Source organism: Thalassotalea sp. Sam97 (genome assembly GCF_041379765.1).
Lineage (GTDB): Bacteria > Pseudomonadota > Gammaproteobacteria > Enterobacterales > Alteromonadaceae > Thalassotalea_A > Thalassotalea_A maritima.
Window position 1 is genome coordinate 2,138,896 of record NZ_CP166919.1, and the last position, 20,186, is coordinate 2,159,081.

At 45.0% G+C, this 20,186-nt stretch carries 12 protein-coding genes; 5 read left to right on the forward strand and 7 right to left on the reverse strand.

Annotation, left to right across the window (positions count from 1 at the left end; translation table 11 throughout):
• Window positions 1-422: 422 nt before the first annotated feature.
• Window positions 423-2,231: a cyanophycinase gene (locus ACAX20_RS09545; protein ID WP_371185749.1), complete on the reverse strand. Its 1,809-nt coding sequence runs from the start codon at window positions 2,229-2,231 to the stop codon at window positions 423-425.
• A gap of 343 nt (window positions 2,232-2,574) precedes the next feature.
• On the opposite strand from ACAX20_RS09545, the gene ACAX20_RS09550 reads away from it, so the two are divergent.
• The 4 genes from ACAX20_RS09550 to ACAX20_RS09565 all read left to right on the forward strand — a co-directional run bounded on the left by ACAX20_RS09550 (window position 2,575) and on the right by ACAX20_RS09565 (window position 10,154).
• On the forward strand, window positions 2,575-5,484 hold the full coding sequence (locus tag ACAX20_RS09550; protein ID WP_371185751.1) for a TonB-dependent receptor domain-containing protein: 2,910 nt from the start codon (window positions 2,575-2,577) through the stop codon (window positions 5,482-5,484).
• A 350-nt stretch (window positions 5,485-5,834) separates the two neighbouring features.
• Window positions 5,835-7,295, forward strand: coding sequence for a putative basic amino acid antiporter YfcC (yfcC, locus tag ACAX20_RS09555; protein WP_371185753.1), 1,461 nt, complete (start codon window positions 5,835-5,837; stop codon window positions 7,293-7,295).
• 9 nt (window positions 7,296-7,304) lie between these two features.
• Window positions 7,305-8,474 (forward strand): beta-aspartyl-peptidase, encoded by a 1,170-nt coding sequence (gene iadA / locus ACAX20_RS09560; RefSeq protein WP_371185754.1) that lies wholly within the window; start codon window positions 7,305-7,307, stop codon window positions 8,472-8,474.
• 753 nt (window positions 8,475-9,227) lie between these two features.
• A complete protein-coding gene (locus ACAX20_RS09565; protein ID WP_371185756.1) occupies window positions 9,228-10,154 on the forward strand; it encodes a histone deacetylase in 927 nt (308 codons plus the stop codon).
• Between the two features lie 81 nt (window positions 10,155-10,235).
• Here the strand turns inward: ACAX20_RS09565 and ACAX20_RS09570 are convergent, their stop codons facing one another.
• From ACAX20_RS09570 to ACAX20_RS09590, 5 genes are all read right to left on the reverse strand, one after another.
• Window positions 10,236-11,834 carry a sulfotransferase gene (locus ACAX20_RS09570; RefSeq protein ID WP_371185758.1) on the reverse strand — a complete coding sequence of 533 codons (1,599 nt, stop codon included), beginning with the start codon at window positions 11,832-11,834 and terminating at the stop codon, window positions 10,236-10,238.
• A 6-nt stretch (window positions 11,835-11,840) separates the two neighbouring features.
• A complete protein-coding gene (locus ACAX20_RS09575; protein WP_371185760.1) occupies window positions 11,841-13,109 on the reverse strand; it encodes an amidohydrolase family protein in 1,269 nt (422 codons plus the stop codon).
• 150 nt (window positions 13,110-13,259) lie between these two features.
• Window positions 13,260-15,716, reverse strand: coding sequence for a TonB-dependent receptor (locus tag ACAX20_RS09580; protein ID WP_371185762.1), 2,457 nt, complete (start codon window positions 15,714-15,716; stop codon window positions 13,260-13,262).
• Window positions 15,717-16,160: 444 nt separating this feature from the next.
• On the reverse strand, window positions 16,161-17,408 hold the full coding sequence (gene nhaD, locus ACAX20_RS09585; protein ID WP_371185764.1) for a sodium:proton antiporter NhaD: 1,248 nt from the start codon (window positions 17,406-17,408) through the stop codon (window positions 16,161-16,163).
• A 727-nt stretch (window positions 17,409-18,135) separates the two neighbouring features.
• Window positions 18,136-18,549, reverse strand: coding sequence for a DUF3293 domain-containing protein (locus ACAX20_RS09590; protein ID WP_371185766.1), 414 nt, complete (start codon window positions 18,547-18,549; stop codon window positions 18,136-18,138).
• Window positions 18,550-18,736: 187 nt separating this feature from the next.
• Between ACAX20_RS09590 and ACAX20_RS09595 the strand changes: the two genes are divergently transcribed.
• Entirely contained in the window at window positions 18,737-19,738 is a 1,002-nt protein-coding gene (locus ACAX20_RS09595) for an NAD(P)-dependent alcohol dehydrogenase (protein ID WP_371185767.1), read from the forward strand.
• Between the two features lie 224 nt (window positions 19,739-19,962).
• Here ACAX20_RS09595 and ACAX20_RS09600 read toward each other — a convergent pair whose 3' ends face one another.
• Window positions 19,963-20,175, reverse strand: a complete 213-nt coding sequence (locus ACAX20_RS09600; RefSeq protein ID WP_371185768.1) for a DUF2892 domain-containing protein — start codon at window positions 20,173-20,175, stop codon at window positions 19,963-19,965.
• Window positions 20,176-20,186 lie beyond the last annotated feature (11 nt).

Consider the following 20,186-nt stretch of genomic DNA (forward strand, 5'->3'; position numbering starts at 1 on the left):
TATAACCGTTAAGGTTTTGTTATTCATATAAGTTTTAGGGGTAGCTCGCCTTCCTCATCTATCACCAGAGAGCGGGCGAACGCGATCAAACCTTAGAAACAGATATGATGATAATGGTCATAAAATTCAGGTAAGACAGGAAAGCGTATCGTCATCAAACCGAACGACACTATGTTGCTCATTTTTACATTTTACTAACAGATTTTTTAACTGTGGGGAGTACAATAGTCAACGTTAACTTTTCATAGTTTTCCTCCCTGAAATGATATTTCGCCCCACAACCTTGTGGGGCTTTTTTTTACTCTTTGTCCCGTCCTAAAATGGGTTTACCCTTTTAGGGCTGAGTTATGGACACTTCAAGCATCCAACAGGGGATATCAAAAACACAAAGACATCCCCCAGAGCAACGCGCTCCAGCAAGGCTAGTAATGAAATTCAAGATTGCTATAACTGCAGTACAAGTAAGGCTTGTCTTGATATACGCTCTGCCCGAAATACACTTTGGTATTATCGCTATGGTGCAAACTGATGTGATAGCGCTTATCTTGCCATTGATAACTCGCTTGCATCGCCCGCTTGGCTTGATGGCAGACCTTTTGCGCAAACAACTTAAAGTTATCACCTGCAAAAACGTCGTTTCGTTGTGGCGTCACATTAATGTTAAGATCTGACGGTGACTTATTAAATTTCACCTCGATATCATCGCCGCGAATGGTCGCCGTATCCCCTCGCGTTAAATAATGAATCATTGCCTTTCGTGCTGCTTTAGGCTGCAAAACAAACACCCCTTTGGCACCAACAACCGAAAAATCAATCGCATGTTCCTTGGTGACACCGTTCATGGAAGGCCAGTCAATGACTACCGCCGTCGCTTCATCGACGCCCAGTACGAAACTCGCTTGCGTCTGTTCCGCCAATATGGCAACGCGTCCCTGGCGACCACGCTCTGAAAAGTGCGTATCCATAATGGCAAAATTCACTAAGCCTAAGCCGCCTTGTGAGTGGTAGGTTAAATCCGTATTGAGCAAATTATCGTCACAGGTATTGGTTTTTTGACAGCCTTCTATCGGTAACACGTCAGCTTTAGCACCTCGTTGTAGTGCCGTTTCACTGCGACCATTGCTGATCATCACCGTTGGTTTACCTCGGTATTGACCACCCGACATGACCGCCGTTCCGGCGCTGGTGCCACCAACCACAAAGTGGCCCTGATTAAGTTTTTGCTTGATCAAGGCTAACACCTCATTATCGCTGCCATCGTCATTTAAAAAGGCTTTTCGGGTTAGTGATTGATCACCGCCATTGATAAATAGACCATCCGCATTGGCAATTTTATTAAGGATCAGACGTTTATCTTCACATGCTTGTTGCTGCTTAAGATACAAGTCACGATAGACTGACTGACGATTGGTTGAACCGTTTTCACGTAAACGGATGTTATCGAGCTCTAGACAAATATCTGCGTTATCCGCTTTTTGTTGCCAAGCTTTGTTAAGGGTCGCGTCAAGCGGTAACCATTCACTGTTAGCCCCCGCCTGAGCAAACACTTGCTGATAAAAATCGGCCGCTTCAAATGGATCGCGCGCCGATGCGGTTAACACCACGACATAGGGTTTATCAGTATCACTGTTATTTTTTGCGTGGTTAACAAAGGCGTAATATAACTCTTTAGAGAACACATCTTTACTTGACGCTAAATCGACTTTTTCAATCACTCGCTGCTCGCTCTCTGCGACACGGACTTCCAATAAGTCATGCAATAAAAAGTACTTAAAATCATTGAGATTTTTAATCACTTGGTTGCGATCATAAATACGGATTAATTCTCGAAGCTTTGACTTGCTGAGCACTTGTTGTTTGGCGATTTGACTGATGTTGGTGAGCACCGTCATTAATGCGTGAAATTCTGCATCACTAAAATTCGCTTGATGGTTGGCAAGCAAACTAAGTTGTTGCTTGCTAACTTGATAACGGCTTTCGCTCTTGCCACCCTTTATCATGGCACCGTTTAAGCACTGGCTCTGATTAAACGACGAGCAAGTTTTTAATCCGCCACCGACTAAAAACAATTTACTTAAACGTTTTTCATCGGTGGTTTTCGACTGGCTATATACCGGGCTAACCGTCGCAAACAGAGCGCAGAAAACGATGCCCGAAGCCACGGTGCTGATGGGCTTTAGCAAGCTTTTTAGCTCAAAGAATTTCATTGAAGATAAGGTGTGACGCAACATAAATAGTTTCCAAATCAGTCAGAAATAACTCTTGACTTAAGAATTATTAACATTTAAAAAATAAGTGTTACGTTAAAGAAATGCAAAATCATACTAACCAATAAAACCTATATGTACAAGAAAGCCTTTAAGCTAAATACATATAACTACTCAAATTATTACCTTTCTGAGTGGTTCGACGAATAAGCCACAGACGCTTTACCAGCAGTCTGGGGATTGTCGTATCCACAACTTACACTCTATTACTGATTAATCCTAGGACTGTGTCTATCTGTTTTTGCACATCGCTTTTGCGCGGGTTGCAAAAAATACAACAAAAATAAACCAATCTAGGGATCTAACTATGAGAACGTTTACCAAAACGCTGATTGCTGGTGCGATCAGCTTGGCAACTATCCAAGCGCATGCTGAACAACAAACTGACGACAAAGACATCGAGCGCATCGCCGTTACCGGTTCACAAATCAAAGGCGTCGATTTAGAAGGCGCGCAACCACTGAGTGTCTTCTCCGCTGAAGACATCGCCCGCTCTGGAGCCAGCAGCATTTCCGAATTTATGATGCAAGTGGGACAAACCCGTGGTGGCACAGGCTCATTTTCAACATCGGAATCTGGCGCATTATCCACCTCAACACCGGCCGGTATGGCAGCAGCCTCATTACGTGGTTTAGGTCCATCGTCGACGCTGACGTTAGTCAACGGACGACGCATTGCCGCCAGCTCATTTGCCGCGGGTACACAAAACTTTGTCGATGTGAACAGTATCCCATTGGCAGCGATTGAACGTATCGAAATTTTGGCCACCGGGGCATCGGCCATCTATGGCGCGGATGCGGTAGCTGGTGTCATTAACTACATATTGAAAAAAGATTATCAAGGCGCTGAACTGGGTGGTTTTTACGGTAATTCCACAGCGAGCAGTGATGAAGGTCAAAAAAACCTGAGTTTTGTCATGGGCACCACGGTGGCTGATGGGCAACTTACACTTTATGCCGATTACTATGACCGCAACGCGTTCAGCGCTCAAGACAGAAGCTATACCCGCGACCCATTGTTAGAGAGCTCATATTCTTATTTACCAAAAGACACACCGAACATTTACTATTGGTCAGCACGTGATGGTAATGAAATTGGCGCACCAAATTGTAAAACTGAGTTTGTAACCACGGAGTTTGGTGAGCAAATTTGTGCTTACTACGGCAATGAAGACGATTTACTGCAAACGGAGCTCGAGTCCGCTACGGCAGGTTTTTACTACAATAAAGAAATTGGTAACGTTGAGTGGAGTACCGATTTTTTCTACGCTCGTACCAAGTCAGTAAGCCAATCGACACCGGCGCCCATTGATCAAATCGATGATGAAGAAGGTCCATGGGCAAATGAGACTGCGTTAGAGATTTTTGATGAGGCGACTCAAGATGCCTTATTTGATGCCATTTACATTGACCCTTACGACACACCGGCTGGGCAAGAACTATGGGGCTTTCGTTACGATGCCCGTTTTGGCACCCCACGCACCATTGAAATTGAAACCGATGCATTTCGTTTGGTCACAGGCCTAAGCGGTGAAATCAATAACTGGGATTGGGAAACCGCGGTAACCTTATCAAAATCAGAATCTGAACAAGTGGCTGTTGCCGGTGTTTATAACCGTTACAAATACCATGCGGTATCGAATGGTGAGCTATGCAGTGACGGCAGTATCGCCAGTTTTGACGGTAGCCGCTTAGATTGTGGATCCGCAGAGCTGCTCGGTATGTATAATCCATTTTTGGCCGGTGATGCCGCCAACGATGCACTGTTAGCCATGGCGCAAGAGATGCCAACCCGTGACGGTGACAGTACCATCTATGCGTGGGATGCCAAGATCAGTGGCGAACTGTTTGAGATCAACGAGCAACCCGTCAGTGCAGCCTTTGGTGTTGAAGTGCGCAAAGAGGAAATCACCGACATTCCCGCACCGAGCTCACGCGCTCGACCGGAAAACGACTATTTAGTCGATGTCTATGGCTTTGGGTCAAGTTTGTCTGAAGCCGATCGCACCCAGTACGGCGCCTTTGCCGAAATTTACTGGCCAGTTAATGACCAACTTGAGGTCACACTAGCAGGACGTTTTGACGATTATGACGACTTTGGCAGTACATTTAACCCCAAAGTTGGCGTGACCTTCCGTCCCATCGACTCATTGGTATTTAGGGCGTCATGGTCAACCGCCTTTAGAGCGCCGTCATTAACCCAAGCTGGGGTAAAATTACGCACCACCACCGCCGGCTTTGATTGCGGCGCTAACCAAGCCGTTGCCGCGTTATACTGTGAAGGCTTTGGCGACGAACGCCGTGAAAACGTACTTGAATTAGGTAACGCCAACTTACAACCTGAAGAATCTGAATCGGTTAGCGTTGGTTTTGCCTTTAGCCCAACACAAGACATTACCTTAACCGTCGACTATTGGTCGTTCGATCACGAAGACCTGATTGATACCGACATGACTGGTGTACTTGCCGCTGCCATCACCGATGCAAGCTTGCGTCATTGTGGCTTAGTTCCTGAAGGCCGTACGGGTATTTCTTACGACCCCGACTTATGTCTGGTTACCGATGAAGCGGGTTTAACCATCGAACAAGACGGTGCTAATTTGGACCAAATTCTTAATGAGTGGGTACTTTTTGACGATCCGCGTTGGGCTGAATTACCCTTGTACCGCGATCATATCATTCAATTACAAAACACCGGTGAGCAAAACGTTAGCGGTATTGATGTTGCTTACGTTCAGGACATCGAGTTAGCGTCAGGTCGCTTATCATTCGATGCAGATTGGACCCATTATCTGGAGTTTGATCGCAATAAGCCGGGCTCTGATCAAATCGAAGAGTTGATTGGCACATGGCAGTACCCTGAGAACATCGCCAGTGTGCGTGTGGGTTATGAGCTAGAAGACTTCTACTCAAGTATCACCGCACTTTATACCGACAGTTACGCAGATGACATTGATGGCATGCGCGGTCGTGAACTGGACGAATTAGATTCGCTTGGTGTATTGGATGAAAACGGTGAGCGTGATGTCGATTCATGGACAACGGTTAACCTCAATGTCGGTTATGACTTTGAGGATGTGAACATTAACTTGGCCGTTAACAACATCTTCGATGAAGAGCCGCCAACGGCTTATGGTTCGCGCCGAGGTTATGATTCAATTAATCATAATGCCCTGGGTACGCATTATCGCCTATCCTTTACTTACTTTATTAAGTAACCTCAATTAGGGCGCGTTGAACTTTATTTAAAAATTCTACTGAAAGATAAAATCGTTTTAATCAAGGCAAAAGGTATGGTGTTTAGTCATCTAAGTTCATCTGCTTTAACGCAGAGTAAAACGATTTTAACCTCAGTCCAAAAGGCAATGGCTATTTTTCGCACTAGCGGCATTAGAATTCACTCAGTTGGAATAACCAAACGTCGTTTATTCTGCTTTGCTATTACAAAAAATAGCTCATTGTAGAAATACCAATAAAGATCAACACGCCCTGGGCTACGATCGTCATGATCGCAGTCGTTTATCTAGACAGTTTACTGTCTGTTTTTTCCAGATAACATGGTGACACTATGCAAGACAGTGGCAACAATGCCCCTAATTCTCAGATGACCGCGACTGCACGGCAAATGCCTGATGCGTTTATTATTTTATTTTTTGTGGTGCTTATCGCAGGCCTAATAACCTATGTAGTACCCGCTGGCACCTTTGAAACCCAAGCCTCGGCCGATGGCAGCAAACAATTACTCGTTGCCGGCACCTATCAGGTAGCCGATGTGGATAAATCGGTGCCATTATTTGCCTCAGGTGGTGGCGTTGGCTTTTTCAATTTTGCCTTTGAAGGGCTAGTCTCTGGTAGCAAATGGGGTAGCGCGATTGGCGTGATCATGTTTATTTTGATCACCGGTGGCGCGTTTGGCATCGTCATGAAAACCGGTGCCATCATTAACGGTATTCACGCCCTTATTGACAAAGCAAGTCACGCGGAAAAACTGTTCATTCCCACGTTATTTTTATTATTTTCACTCGGTGGTGCCATTTTTGGCATGGGCGAGGAAGCCATCGCCTTTTGTATTGTTCTGCTGCCGCTGATGAAAGCGCTTGGCTACAATGGCATTTTAACCGTTTTGGTCACCTATGTTGCTACGCAAATTGGCTTTGCCACTTCCTGGATGAACCCATTTAGTGTGGCTATCGCACAAGGTATTGCCGAAGTGCCGTTACTCTCAGGCGCAGGCTTTCGGGTGGTTATGTGGTGTGTGTTTACCTTAGTCGGCTTGCTGTTTACCATGCGTTATGCCGCGGTGATCCGCGCAAAACCAAGCCAAGATAGTGATCAACTGGGGACTGCTCAAGACTATCAATTTACCCGTACCGATGCCATTATTCTGCTGGTTTTCGCCGCTGTGATAATCTGGATTATTTGGGGCGTGGTTACCCAAGGCTATTATATTCCAGAGATCGCGAGCCAGTTTTTTACCATGGGTTGTATTGTTGGTGTCGTGGCCGTACTTAGCAAACGCTTGACCATGAACCAAGTCTCTGAGGCGTTTCAGCACGGTGCGAAAGAATTATTACCGGCAGCGCTTATCGTCGGCTTGGCTAAAGGCATCGTTATTTTGCTCGGTGGTGATGATCCTGCCAGTCCATCGGTGCTTAACACTATCTTGCATTACGCGGCAAGTGCTGCCAGCGACTGGCCAGCCTACATCAGCGCAATATTTATGCTGATGTTTCAATCCGTGTTTAACTTTTTTATCGCCTCCGGCTCAGGTCAAGCGGCCCTTACCATGCCGTTGATGGCCCCGCTCGCCGATTTGGTTGGTGTTAGCCGACAAGTTGCTGTGCTTGCCTTTCAATTGGGTGACGGTTTAACCAATATTGTGATTCCGACATCGGCGTCACTAATTGGTTGCCTTGGCGTTGTCCGCGTCGATTGGTTAGAATGGGCAAAATTTATTATTCGTTTTTTAATATTGCTCATGGCATTGAGCTTTGCGGTGATGATCACCGCAGTCGCCATAGGCTTTTAGGATCTGTGTATGAAACTCTTTAAAAACGCCACGCTCTACTCGCCAGACTATCAAGGAATACAGGATGTGCTGATCAGTGGCAATAAAATCATTGCCATTGATGATGCTATCAAAGTGAATGCCAGCCATGGCCTACAAACCATTGATTGTCGTGGACAACTGTTAGTACCAGGCTTTGTCGATTCGCTGGTACATATCACCGGTGGCGGTGGTGAAGGTGGTTTTCATACTCGAACCCCACAAATGCCCTTTAGCGATGCGGTAAAAGGTGGCGTAACCAGTCTTGTCGGTGTGCTAGGTACCGATGCCGTTACTCGCTCACTTGAAGATGTGATCGCCAAAGCAAAAGCCTTAAAGCACGATGGATTATCCGTATACCTGCACACTGGCTCATATCATTATCCCGTGGTCAATATCACCGGCAGTATTGAAAAAGACATTATGCTCATTGATGAATGTATTGGTGTGGGGGAAATAGCCATCGCCGATCATCGTGGCTCACAATTGAGTTGGCAAGAGCTTGCCCGCATTGCCGCGCAAGCTAGAGTCGGTGGCATGTTAGCCAATAAAGGCGGTATCGTCAGTATCCATGTGGGAGATGGCGATAGGGGTTTGTCGATACTGCATGAGGTTGCTGAACATTCTGACATCCCAATTAGCCAATTTTACCCAACGCACATTAATCGCACCGAAAAGGTCTTAGCACAAGGCATCGCCTTGGCGAACGCTGGCGGTTACATCGACTTTACCACCAGCACCACAGAGCAAATTCTTGCTGACGGCGAAGTGGCGGCCCCCGAAGCACTCAAACGTTGCTTGCAAGAAAACGTTAACATCGCGCAGATCACCATGAGCTCCGATGGCAATGCCAGTCTCCCGGTGTTTGACAGCAAAGGTCGGTTAACCGACTTACAAATAGGTCAAGTGACCAGCCTTCATCAGGCCATGGTTGATGCGGTAAAACAGCATGGTGTGGCACTTAACGATGCGCTTAAAACCATCACATCGAACCCTGCCGATATTTTGGGATTAACCCAAAAGGGCCAGATTGAATTAGGTTTTGACGCCGACGTGTTATTACTTGATGCCGATACGTTAACCATTAACCAAGTATTTGCTCAAGGTAAATGCCTGATGAACGCGGCTGGCGAGATAAAGCAAAGTTACTTTGATAGTTAATCACCAAGTATTGCCATCGACAACACATAACAGAGCAACAATTTATTGCCCTATTTTACGCTTTGTTAACGGCTTACTTACTGGTGATATTTTATACTGACAGAGTTAACTTTTCATAGTTTTCTTCCCTGAAATGATATGTTTCGCCCCGCTCTTTAGCGGGGCTTTTTTTATCCAAGTCTCTCATCGTTATCACACATTGACATCGACGTCATTAACACAGACTGCACCCAAAACAACACTGCCGTGTAACATCCACTTAACAACAAACCCTTGCGCAATTTTACACCTGGTTAACAGCTTTAACACAGCCATCCCTTTATACTTATCAGCGTTAACTTTCATAGTTTTCCTCTCTGAAATGATGTTTTGCCCTGCAGCCTTGCAGGGCTTTTTTTTATCTGTCACTCCCTCATCTGCCATTTCCTGGTACAGAGGACAACACCAACAGGCATGACATAAACGCTATAAAACAGCGGTTATACGTTACCTGTTATAAAAGCTTAACCATTAACATTATTGCAACCACAAATCATTGCGGTAATTTACATCCCATTAACGGATTTTTAATCGTGCGCTTGCTATTATCTCATGCAGTTAACGTTGAAAATTTTTCTTACCTGAAAAAGTCCTTTGCCTCACAGACTTGTGGGGCATTTTTTTAGGTTCATTTTCTCCATACATACACGTCAATATTCGCTACAATAGCGCAAGCAACAAGCAACCATTTAGACAAAGCTCGAGTTTACCGCTATGCCATTATGCTCTTTTCAGATCCCCTTGGTCTTTCATCCGATTTATAGTGAGCTAGACTTGCCCGTGCGCCATCGCTTTCCCATCGAAAAATATCGTTGCCTTTATCAATATTTATTACAACAAGGTGTATCACAACGTCTGTTCCAGCAACCAGAGCCCGCTGACACCCAGATGTTACAGCGCCTGTTAGATAATGAGTATTTGCACGCACTGATAGGTAACACGCTTGATGATAAAGCCATGCGCCGAATTGGCTTCCCTTGGTCAGAGCAATTGATCAAGCGCACGTTAACCGCGGTTGGTGGTACCTTGCTTACTGCAAAATTGGCGCTCGAACACGATGTTGCCATAAACCTAACCGGTGGTTATCACCACGCGTTTAACGATTATGGCTCGGGTTTTTGTATGGTCAATGATTTGTATGTGGCTGCAGATCAGATGTTGCAGCATCCAGACATTAACACCGTGCTTATTTTCGATTGTGATGTGCATCAAGGGGATGGCACCGCCGCTTTAGCCGCAGATCGTTCTGACATCATTACGGTATCGTTGCATTGTGAGAAAAACTTCCCTTATCGAAAGCAACGCTCCGACATGGACTTTGCACTTGATAAGCATATGCATGACGATGAATATTTAACCGTGGTTGAACAAGCGTTACAACTGGCGCTTGATTATCAACAAATCGATGCGGTGATTTATGATTCCGGTGTTGACATTCATCAGGACGACGACTTAGGCCATTTAAACATCAGCACGCAAGGGATATATTTACGTGATAAAGCTGTTTTTAATGCGTGCAAACAACGTCGCTTGCCCGTTGCTGCGGTGATAGGTGGTGGCTACCAGCGTGATATTCAGGCGCTAACCGACGTACATTTTCAGTTATTCAAAGCCGCCCATGCCGTCTATGGCCGCTCATAGCAACAAAGGCGGCGTGTTCAGCCTCGATTAAAACCAAGCAAGCAATTCGCTCATTGTCGAAGATAGTCAATTTAAATCCCCTTAAACAAGATTTGCTGATAAGGTTTGCTGATAGCGGCGCCATGTACCAACAGATTGATTGCTGATGGTATCACGCACTTGTGTCGCACTGGCGGTGGCAACAGGCGCACGATTATTGGCGAGATTGATAAATTCATCTTGCCAAGGCTCACCAATAAAATCGAACAGCGCTCTGCCCTGCTCGATAGGATCGTTGACAAAGGATTCGTACTTTAACCGATAGATGTTTTTCGCATAATCTTGCTGCCACGCATCCATGAGCGTTTGATAACCATGATAATACTGACTGCAGTCTTTTAAATCATAACTGTATCGATAAAACGGGAAATCACTGGCAAATAATTGTCGATAGTTACTGACCACCGTATCTTCATGATCTCTGTCTAAGCAAACAATTTTAGCGTTAGGCAATGCCTTAACAATAAATGGGATATACAAAAAATTGATGGGCATTTTATCGATAAACCGCGATGTGTTGCCGGTGACAGCTCGCGTTTTTTGAATATAGTGTTGTCCCAGTGTTAGCCAATTTATCTGAGTACTGGCTTGAATCGTTGCCTCATCTAATAACTCTGGTGATTGACAGCCTGTGCATTGTTTTAAGGCTATCGCAAAGTGTGGCATTTCACCGGCGGACGTTACATTGACCGACTGCGATAACACCCGCTCAATTAACGTGGTTCCGGTACGAGGCATACCAACCACAAAAATAGGCTCGTCACTCGGCTCGCCGTCATCAACAGCGGTCTGAAGTTGCTGACTAATGTTCGCTAACGCCGCAAACAGCCGTAAATCTTGTTCAATACGATAGCTAAGCTGCGCTTTTTTTTGTTGCTTAACCGGTGATAACACTGAAAACGCTTCATTATAATGACCCTGCTGCTCTAGCTTTCGAGCACAGGCATGCGCCAAAGACAATTTATCATCAATGCCAACAGCACGCTCAAATTGTGCCTGTAACCTGTTAAGGGCTACCTTATTAGGACGTAGCATGGTCAGCGCCCAGTGCACCGATGCAGCATCAGGCTTATTTACTAACGCGCTTTGGTAACACTCATCGGCCGCTGAGACATGACCAATGTATTTATACGATGACGCCAAGTTATTGTATAACTGCCACGGCACTTGATGTTGATCACCGAGCATGTCGATCGCTCGCTCAAAACATGACACGGCGTCGACATGGCGACCAACCTGACTATAGATCACGCCCATGTCATCCCATTGCTGGCCGAGATCGTTGCGCACGGTTTGCGTTATGTTGGCCGTGGCTTTGGCTGTCGTTAATAATCGCAACGCATTATCAGCCTCAGTGCTGGCACGCACATGATCGTGCGCCAACACATACAGTTTAGCGAGCATCACAAGGTAATGACTTTTTGCTGCAAGCGATTGTGCTTTAGAGCATAGCTCTATCGCTTTCGCTAAGTTTTGATGCTCAAAGGCAATGCGAGCCAACAGGTAATAGGCATCGGCGTACCCTCGGTCTTGTTGCAATATAGACAACAGGCACTGATGTGCCTGTTGATATGCCTTATTGCCTAAGGCTTGTTCTGCTTGTTTATGCAAGCGACTAATGGTATTGCTGATGTTATTCATGGCCTGTTACTGTTTATACACTTTACCGTCTTTCATCACAAAGCTGACGCGCTCAAGCACGCGAATATCCTCAAGTGGATTGGTTTGCACGGCGATCATATCAGCCAATAGCCCTGGCTTAATTTGCCCAACTTTGTCATCCCACTTCAACAACTCGGCAGCGTTGATGGTGGCTGCTTGCAATGCTTGTAACGGCGTCATGCCAAATTGTGTCATACGGCTTAGTTGTTTCGCATTGTCACCATGTGGGTAAATACCCGCATCAGTGCCCAAAACAATTTTCGCACCTTGTTTCACCGCTTCACGAAAACTGTCACGTTGACGTTGACCCACTTGCTTTTCTTTATCGATGTTTTCCTGCGGTACACCATTTTTTAGGCCCTCGCTCAAGGTGTATTCGGTATTATAAATATCCATCGATAAAACGGTACCGTACTGTTTTGCTAAGGCAATGGCATCCGCGGTTAAAAAGCTGGCATGCTCGATTGAGTCGACACCGGCTTTAATCGCATATTCAATACCTTCGGTACCATGCGCGTGTGCCGCCACGGTGCGGCCGTGAGTATGGGCTTCATCGACGATGGCTGTCATTTCCTCGAGGGTATATTGGCGTTGGCCAACTTTAGTGCCTTTTGAGAATACCCCACCGGTGGCGCAAAACTTGATCACATCCACTTGATACTTGACGTTTTTACGTACTTGCTCGCGCACTTGCCAAGGGCCATCCGCGACGCCATCGCCACGCTCTTCAAAACGATGGTTTAAGCTATTGCGATCGCAATGGCCACCGGTGATCCCTAACGATGGACCCGATACCGCCATTCTTGGTCCTGGGACTTCACCATCGTTAATGGCATTGCGCAGCGCCACATCCATATAATCCGCCGCACCGACGTTACGAATGGTCGTAAAGCCGGCTAATAAGGTTTTTTCAGCATTAACCACGCCGCCAATGGTGGCACGATGTGGTGATTGAAAATAACGATCATGAAACGATTTAGATAAATGGCGGACCACATGGGTATGCATATCCATCAACCCTGGCAATACGTATTGCTCACTTAGATCAATCTGCTTGGCATCGGGTGCGGGATTTGTATTACCTACGCTGACAATACGATTATCATCAACCAAAATATACTGATTTTCACTGATATTTCCTGATACAACATCAACCACATACCCAGCTTTGATCACTTGCTCTGCAGCGATCGTCGATACACTACACATCACAACAGCTGTTGCCAGCACGGTCTTTTTAATAAGGCTTTTCATTAGATAACGTCCTAATATGTCTTGCTGATATAACTTCTTAGTATTATTTTTGAGGCCATTTATGACATTAATTTTTTACGTAATGTCTTGAGTCAAAACGAAAAAAGGTACCCCATAAACCGAGGTACCTTAATCGATTAGCGCATGATATTACAAGTCAAATAAGTAACTAAAACGAACACCTACGGTGCGTGGCTTAGTGATAAAGTGACCGTAAACACGTTCAATTTCTGGCAAGTTGTAATTCATTTCATCAAACTTTGCCATACCTGCCCACGATTTATCGCGACGAGTCGAGGTAAAGGCGTATTTATTGAATAAATTATCAACATAGAAGGTAGCCGACCAAAGATCGCCTGATAACTTCGCTGAAATATTGCTTAGTGCATAACCCGGTAAAGTTTCGCCATCGGCTTTTAGACCCACTTTGGTGATAACATCACTTTGTGCGGTTAAACCGTAGTAAACGTTAAGCAACTTATCGCCAAACACTTCGGTGGCATAATCAATACCCAATGAAAATTGCTGCTCTGGTGCGCCCGGCAAGCGATCGCCGTCTTCACCATCGTAAAAGTTTTGTAAAGCCGTTCCCGGTTCATCAATCACGCCAAATAAGTACGGTGCATCTTCGGTCAACTCAGCTTTTGCATACGAGTATGTGGCATACGCCGTAATGCTATCGGTGACAACACCACGAACCGACAACTCTACGCCTTTCGAGTTTGCAGCGCCCGCATTTGAGGTGATGATCTCCTGACCATTAACCGTGGTAGCTTGGATTTGTGCATCATCCCAGTCAACGTTAAATAGCGCAGCGTTAACATGCAATTGATTATTAAACCACGTGCTCTTAAAGCCCAACTCATAATTGGTGGTTAAATCTGGCTCGTAGTCCATTTCATCAGGCAGCGCACATACTTGGATGGTGCCTTCTGCATCACACGGTGTAATACCGTTTGAACCACCTATACGGTAACCTTCACTGACAGTCACATAGGCCATCACATCATCAGAGAACTGATAACTGGTATTAAACTTAAATAAGCTGCCATCGTCCTTCGCACGTGATTCTGATAAGCTAATTTCGCTCGGCGAGCTAATTTCACCATTCCAAAACGGTGCCCAGTTACCAGACGCCGATTCAACTTCGTATTCGTATACTCGGGCACCAAGCGTTACTTGCCATTGCTCAGTAAATTGATAAGAGGCTTCACCGTAAAGCGCTTGCTCTGTCAATTTTGAGTCGTTAAGCGCGATGTACTCTAGATCGTACTCGATGTTCTCATACGCATCTTCACCAGGACCAAACCAGTATTCCGTTAAACCAGGCGTATATTCTCTATCGTCTGAATCGCCTTCAATTTGGTTATAGTAGTAGCCGACAATCCATGAGAACGGTGAGTCGGATTGTGATACCAAGCGTAACTCTTGGGTAAAGGTTTGCTCATTACCCGTATCTAGTGTGTATGCCGTAAACGCAGGGAAGTCTGCGTAGCCGCTCCAAATCGCACCGAACAATAAATCGGTTTGATCGCGCTGACCTGCCTGTTCATAATCTGACCAACCGGTTGCCGATACTAATTCAGCAAAACCAAGATCCAATTCCATCTCAAGGCTTAGCAATTGGTCGGTTTTTTCATTTGGCTCAACGACACGGTAGGCTGAGTCGTACTTGCCAACATAATCACCTAACGGGTTTTCAGCAGCGATTGCATTGTACTGAACAATCGAGTTACCACCGTTTTTCTGGTTTTGATAAAAATAGCTTAACGTCGCATCAAACCAATCGTTTGGATTCCAACGCAGCGCAACACGCGAGGTGGTAATTTGTTCGTCATTGACATCGTCTTGACCACAAATATTTTCTTCTACTGCTGCGGCATCGCTCCAATCTGGATCAGGTAATGACACACCTGGCTCACAAACAGCAAAACGATAGTCGACATAGCCTGGGGTATCGTAGTGGTTTACATTAACACGCAAACCTAACTCGTCATTAATGAGAGGCGTGTTAAACACAAAACCAACTTCACCACCCATATCATCGCTTTCACTTAGGCTAAAGATATCACCGGTGATGCTTGCTTCGGTAATATCTAATTCGGGTTTATTCAATAGATAACGAACGGCGCCGCCTAATGTGCCAGAACCATATAAAGTACCTTGTGGGCCAATAAGTACTTCAACACGTTCAATGTCGGTTAAACGTAAATCCACAAGCGTTGGGATTTCGCCAAGGTAGGTTGCTACCGTGCCACCATCGGCGCCACGCTCAGATGAGTTAGTATTTAAGCCACGGACAATAATAGATGCGCCTTCACGACCACCTTGTTCGGCAATGGTTAACCCCGGTACCCAACGTGCCACGTCTTCTGGCGAAGTGATGTTTTGGTTTTTCATTACATCAGCATCCAATGCAGAGATATTCATTGGTGCTTCTTGGATGCTTGATGAACGGCGCGAACCACTCACCTGAATGACTTCAATACCTTTAATGGCTTGTTCACTTTGTTCTTCGGCCACTACCAGAGTAGGCGCACTTATCGCCGCACTGAGTGCAACACACAAAGCAGTTTTTTTAAAAAACGGCGAGTGTTGTTCCGTCATGATTTACTTCTCCTAAAATTCGATCGACAGCAGTTATTCTTTTTCATTTTCTGATCAGTGCATTTCATTGACGCTGACAACAAAAAACAGCCCCCAAAAACACACAAGCAACACAAACGTAACACAGATTTAACCAGCTTTGATAGCCTTGGTAACATGCTTGTTATGTGAAAAATATTTACCTATAGAACAAATATAAATAGTTATGCGAACTAACTGCATAAGTTGTCGCGAAATGTAATATCTTTCGCATAACGAGTCAATATAAAAGTGACGTAAATTATGAATAAATTCACACGGAAAAAATGATCTGGTTGGATAGAAATACACGCTATGTCGCTATGACCACTAGATAGCTTATTGAAAAATCAAATTTATTATATTCGGGTAATAAAAAGCCGCCTTCCCCAAAGAGGTCAAGGCGGCTCAGAAACAACGATAGGGCTAGATACCCGGTATCAAGTTGTTTGCCATGTAAACCGTAAATAAGTATCCAACGGCATAAGCAAACGCCAATGCAGGAATGTAGCGCATATAACGCACAAAGCTTAACTCTTTCATTTTGCTCATGGCGATAATACCTGGCGCTGAGCCGATGATTAACATCGAACCACCGACGCCAACGGCATAGGTCAATCCAAGCCACTCAGATGAGCTGAGCACCGGTTGCGCTTTCAATAGCGCAGCCGTTAATGGTACGTTATCCAGTAATGCGGATGCGATACCGGCAAAGAAGTTAGAAATTTGTGGATCGTATTGCACATAGGTTTGCGTTACTAAATCCAGAGTGCCTATTTCTTTAAGTGCTCCCACCAACAATAAAATTCCCAAGAAGAATAACAAGGTGTCGTATTCAATCTCACGAATGTATTCTAATATTTTCTTTTCTTCTTGTGCGGAACGATAAAAACGTCCAACCAAGAACATCACCGATAGCCCAGTGAGAAATGTCAGTACTGGCGGTATAGCATAAAATACATTCATAACCATGGTCGCGATAATGGTGCAAAAGAATATCGCGGCGATGATCAAATCAACCGTTTGATAATCCGCTTTTATAGGTGTCACTTCTATCTCACCAGATACCGACATCGAGAAGATGGTCGCTAAACACAATACGCTCAACGTTGCCGGAATAAACAAGGTAAATAAGTGTGACATTTGCACATGACCGTCAAGAAAGATCATCAATGTGGTCACATCCCCAGTGATCAGCGCCACACCGCCGGAGTTAACGGCAAAAATACTCAATACCGCCATTCTGGCTTTAACACGCACATCGACATTAAGTGACTGGATTAACGCCAATGAGACTAAAATCGAGGTGACGTTATCGCAAATAGCGGACAATACTAAGGAAAACACCGCAACGATAAACATCAACGTTTTTACCCGTGCCCGCTTAGGCAATAACCGTTGCACAGCCATTTGAATGATGTTTTTCGCATTCAAATAGGCGACAAAGGTCATGGTCGACATTAAAAACAACCATAACGTAGCAATTTCTAACAAATTTTCTTCAAGGCGATGAACATAGTGCTGACTATTGTCGGTATGTCCAATAAACAGACACATCCACGACAGGCAACCAAACAACAAAGTGGTTTTGGCCTTATTAATATGGGTAATTTCTTCAAAGACGATGCTCAGCAACGCCAGGAGGGCAAACGAGAGAAGCAGAGTTTCTAACATTATTTTTAAATAGTGGTCACAAAGTGGCGCTACTATACGCAAAAATGGGGGCTAGCGAAACCACCGAAAAATGAAATCGTTAGAAAAAATAGATAACCCTAGCCGATACACACCAACAGGCCGTTAACCCGTAACAAACATGCCAGCAACAACAAACCTACGCCATTTTTTACATCTTGTTAACGGATTTTTATCCTCAACCACATATAATGAGCAACAGTTAACGTTCAATCGTTTTCTTCCCTGAAATGCTATTTTATGCCTCACGCCCTGTGGGGCTTTTTTTTATTTAAATTTCTGAAAAAATAGTGAGCCGAGTATGAGCTGATGTCTTAGTTAAGTACGCCTTGATTGACGAGAATAAGCCGTGTTTCTGTCGCCATAACTATCGCTATGGTCTGGGGTTGGCGACAACGATGAGCGCCAAGTAACTAGAGCGTGTTGATCTTTCTGGGTTAAATTTTGTTCGAATTAAATGCATTTTTATCGCGGCACTTGTGATACGCATAGTTATTCTCCGCACAGAGCAAGTAACAATGAAAAAAATGCATTTAAACGAATCCAAAGGACAGCTTATATGACGCCTTTCTACTGTGTTATCACTTACTTATGTGGAGTAACCACACAACATAGGCTCTGCCTTGTATAAAAACATCATAAATTGCTGCAAAAACAACCTCAAAAGATCAACACGCTCTAGACACATTACCGTACATTGGCGTTGAGTTTACGAACACGTATTCAAGCTGACCAAGCCACTGTCATCTACCCACACATACGCGGCTTGCTGAAATTGTCGAGCAAGTTGCTCTGCTTGTTGCTCGCTTAGATTGCAAATAAATAGACTTTTCTCTACCGGCCAATCGCCTTGTTGCGCAGCACCATACCCTTGCATAAAGGGCACTCCTAACGATTCAACAGCTTGCTGCAATGCTTGGTGACGTTGCGCGTTTTCTTTGTCACTCAGCAATTTACTCATTGGATTAGCGGCACTAATAAATGCCGCCGTCGGCTGCGCTTGCCTGTGCAAATAGCGACTCAAGGTTTTTTCAATATTACCGATATTGATCACCCAAATGCCGATGTCATCGTCGATCACGTAATCGGTATTAAGGTAGGCTTGTACTAACGCGTCATCCATTATCTGTCAATCTTGTTCATTATCGTTGCTGTGCGCTTAGTCTATCAGAAATAACCGCAAGCTGTTGATAAAATGGCAAGGTGATTATTTTTAACTACACTCATCTACTGAATAGCCTAACTAACGCGTATGTAAACGAATGTTGGGCACGACTGTTCGCCTGCCCCCCCATATACGGAGACTGATCATGTATAAAGCGTATTCTGCCCCCTCGGCATCCCAACCTCTCGAGCTCATTGAAAAACAGGATAAAGTCATTGGCGCGCATGAGGTTGAAATTGAAGTGCTATATTGTGGCATCTGTCACTCTGATTTAAGTATGTTAGATAATGCGTGGGGCTTGTCAGAATTTCCGCTGGTGGCGGGTCATGAAGTTGTCGGTAAGATCACCAAAACAGGCGCCCATGTAAAACATTTACACGTTGGCCAAGCGGTAGGCCTCGGCTGGCACAGTGATTATTGCTTATCTTGTCATAGCTGTATGTCAGGTGATCACAATTTATGCGCTAGCGCCGAAGCAACCATTGTTGGCCGTGATGGTGGCTTTGCTGAAAAGGTGGTTGCCAATGCTGCCAGTGTCATTGCGATCCCTGACGGTGTCGATTTAGCCAGTGCCGGTCCCTTGTTTTGTGGCGGCATCACCGTATTCAACCCCATGGTGCAGTTTGGCATTAAACCCACCGACAGCGTTGCGGTAATTGGCATCGGCGGCTTAGGCCATTTAGCGGTACAGTTTTTAAATGCTTGGGGATGTGAGGTCACAGCATTTACCAGTTCCGACGATAAACGCACCGAGGCACTGGGTTTTGGCGCCAAGCACACCATTAACTCACGTAGTAGCGACGAAATCGACGCGGCAGCAGGACGTTTTGATTATTTGATTTCAACCGTGAACGTGCCGCTTGACTGGGAGGCTTACATCAACACCTTAAAACCAAAAGGCCGTTTGCATTTTGTTGGTGCGACGTTAGAGCCCGTTGAAGTTGGGGTTTTTTCATTACTGATGGCACAACGCAGTATTTCAGCATCACCGGTAGGCAGTCCAGCAACCATTGCCCAAATGCTTGATTTTGCCGCGCATCATAACATCAAGCCGTTGGTGGAAATGTATAAATTCAGTGAGATTAATGACGCATTAGAGCGGGTACATTCTGGTAAAGCACGCTATCGCGTGGTGCTTGAGCGCTAACAACATAACGCTACTAAGGTAAAAACCTCAGCTAGGGGAGACAATCAACCAAGTAACATCTTTGCAACAACACAGTGTTGCAGATTATTACATACAGCACACAGATCATATGGCATACAGGCGGTATACTTGCCATCGTTAACTTTTCATTTAAGTTTTCCTCCTTAAAAATGCATATTTTGCCCTGCCATTTGGCAGGGCTTTTTTTATTCTGCACTGCAAAGTTATTTTTGTAGCGCACACTCTGCTTCAGTTTTTAAGCCAAGTTTCTTAAACACCATCGCCGCTGGGCAAAAATGGGTAAACGAGAACTGCAACATATTGGCACCAATAAAGGCGGTAAACCAAAAGAACCCTGGGTGGATGTAATGGGTTAGTGCCAGTGACAATAACACCATAAATCCCGCAAAACGAAATACGGCTTTTTCAACGGTCATAATAAACGACT

Excerpts from the sequence above, each read along its gene's own strand:
- ACAX20_RS09545 (WP_371185749.1), bottom strand. The coding sequence starts at position 2,231 with ATGTTGCGTCACACCTTATCTTCAATGAAATTCTTTGAGCTAAAAAGC.
- iadA (WP_371185754.1), top strand. The coding sequence starts at position 7,305 with ATGAAACTCTTTAAAAACGCCACGCTCTACTCGCCAGACTATCAAGGA.
- ACAX20_RS09595 (WP_371185767.1), top strand. The coding sequence starts at position 18,737 with ATGTATAAAGCGTATTCTGCCCCCTCGGCATCCCAACCTCTCGAGCTC.
- ACAX20_RS09570 (WP_371185758.1), bottom strand. The coding sequence starts at position 11,834 with ATGAATAACATCAGCAATACCATTAGTCGCTTGCATAAACAAGCAGAA.
- ACAX20_RS09575 (WP_371185760.1), bottom strand. The coding sequence starts at position 13,109 with ATGAAAAGCCTTATTAAAAAGACCGTGCTGGCAACAGCTGTTGTGATG.
- ACAX20_RS09580 (WP_371185762.1), bottom strand. The coding sequence starts at position 15,716 with ATGACGGAACAACACTCGCCGTTTTTTAAAAAAACTGCTTTGTGTGTT.
- ACAX20_RS09565 (WP_371185756.1), top strand. The coding sequence starts at position 9,228 with ATGCCATTATGCTCTTTTCAGATCCCCTTGGTCTTTCATCCGATTTAT.
- yfcC (WP_371185753.1), top strand. The coding sequence starts at position 5,835 with ATGCAAGACAGTGGCAACAATGCCCCTAATTCTCAGATGACCGCGACT.
- nhaD (WP_371185764.1), bottom strand. The coding sequence starts at position 17,408 with ATGTTAGAAACTCTGCTTCTCTCGTTTGCCCTCCTGGCGTTGCTGAGC.
- ACAX20_RS09600 (WP_371185768.1), bottom strand. The coding sequence starts at position 20,175 with ATGACCGTTGAAAAAGCCGTATTTCGTTTTGCGGGATTTATGGTGTTA.
- ACAX20_RS09550 (WP_371185751.1), top strand. The coding sequence starts at position 2,575 with ATGAGAACGTTTACCAAAACGCTGATTGCTGGTGCGATCAGCTTGGCA.
- ACAX20_RS09590 (WP_371185766.1), bottom strand. The coding sequence starts at position 18,549 with ATGGATGACGCGTTAGTACAAGCCTACCTTAATACCGATTACGTGATC.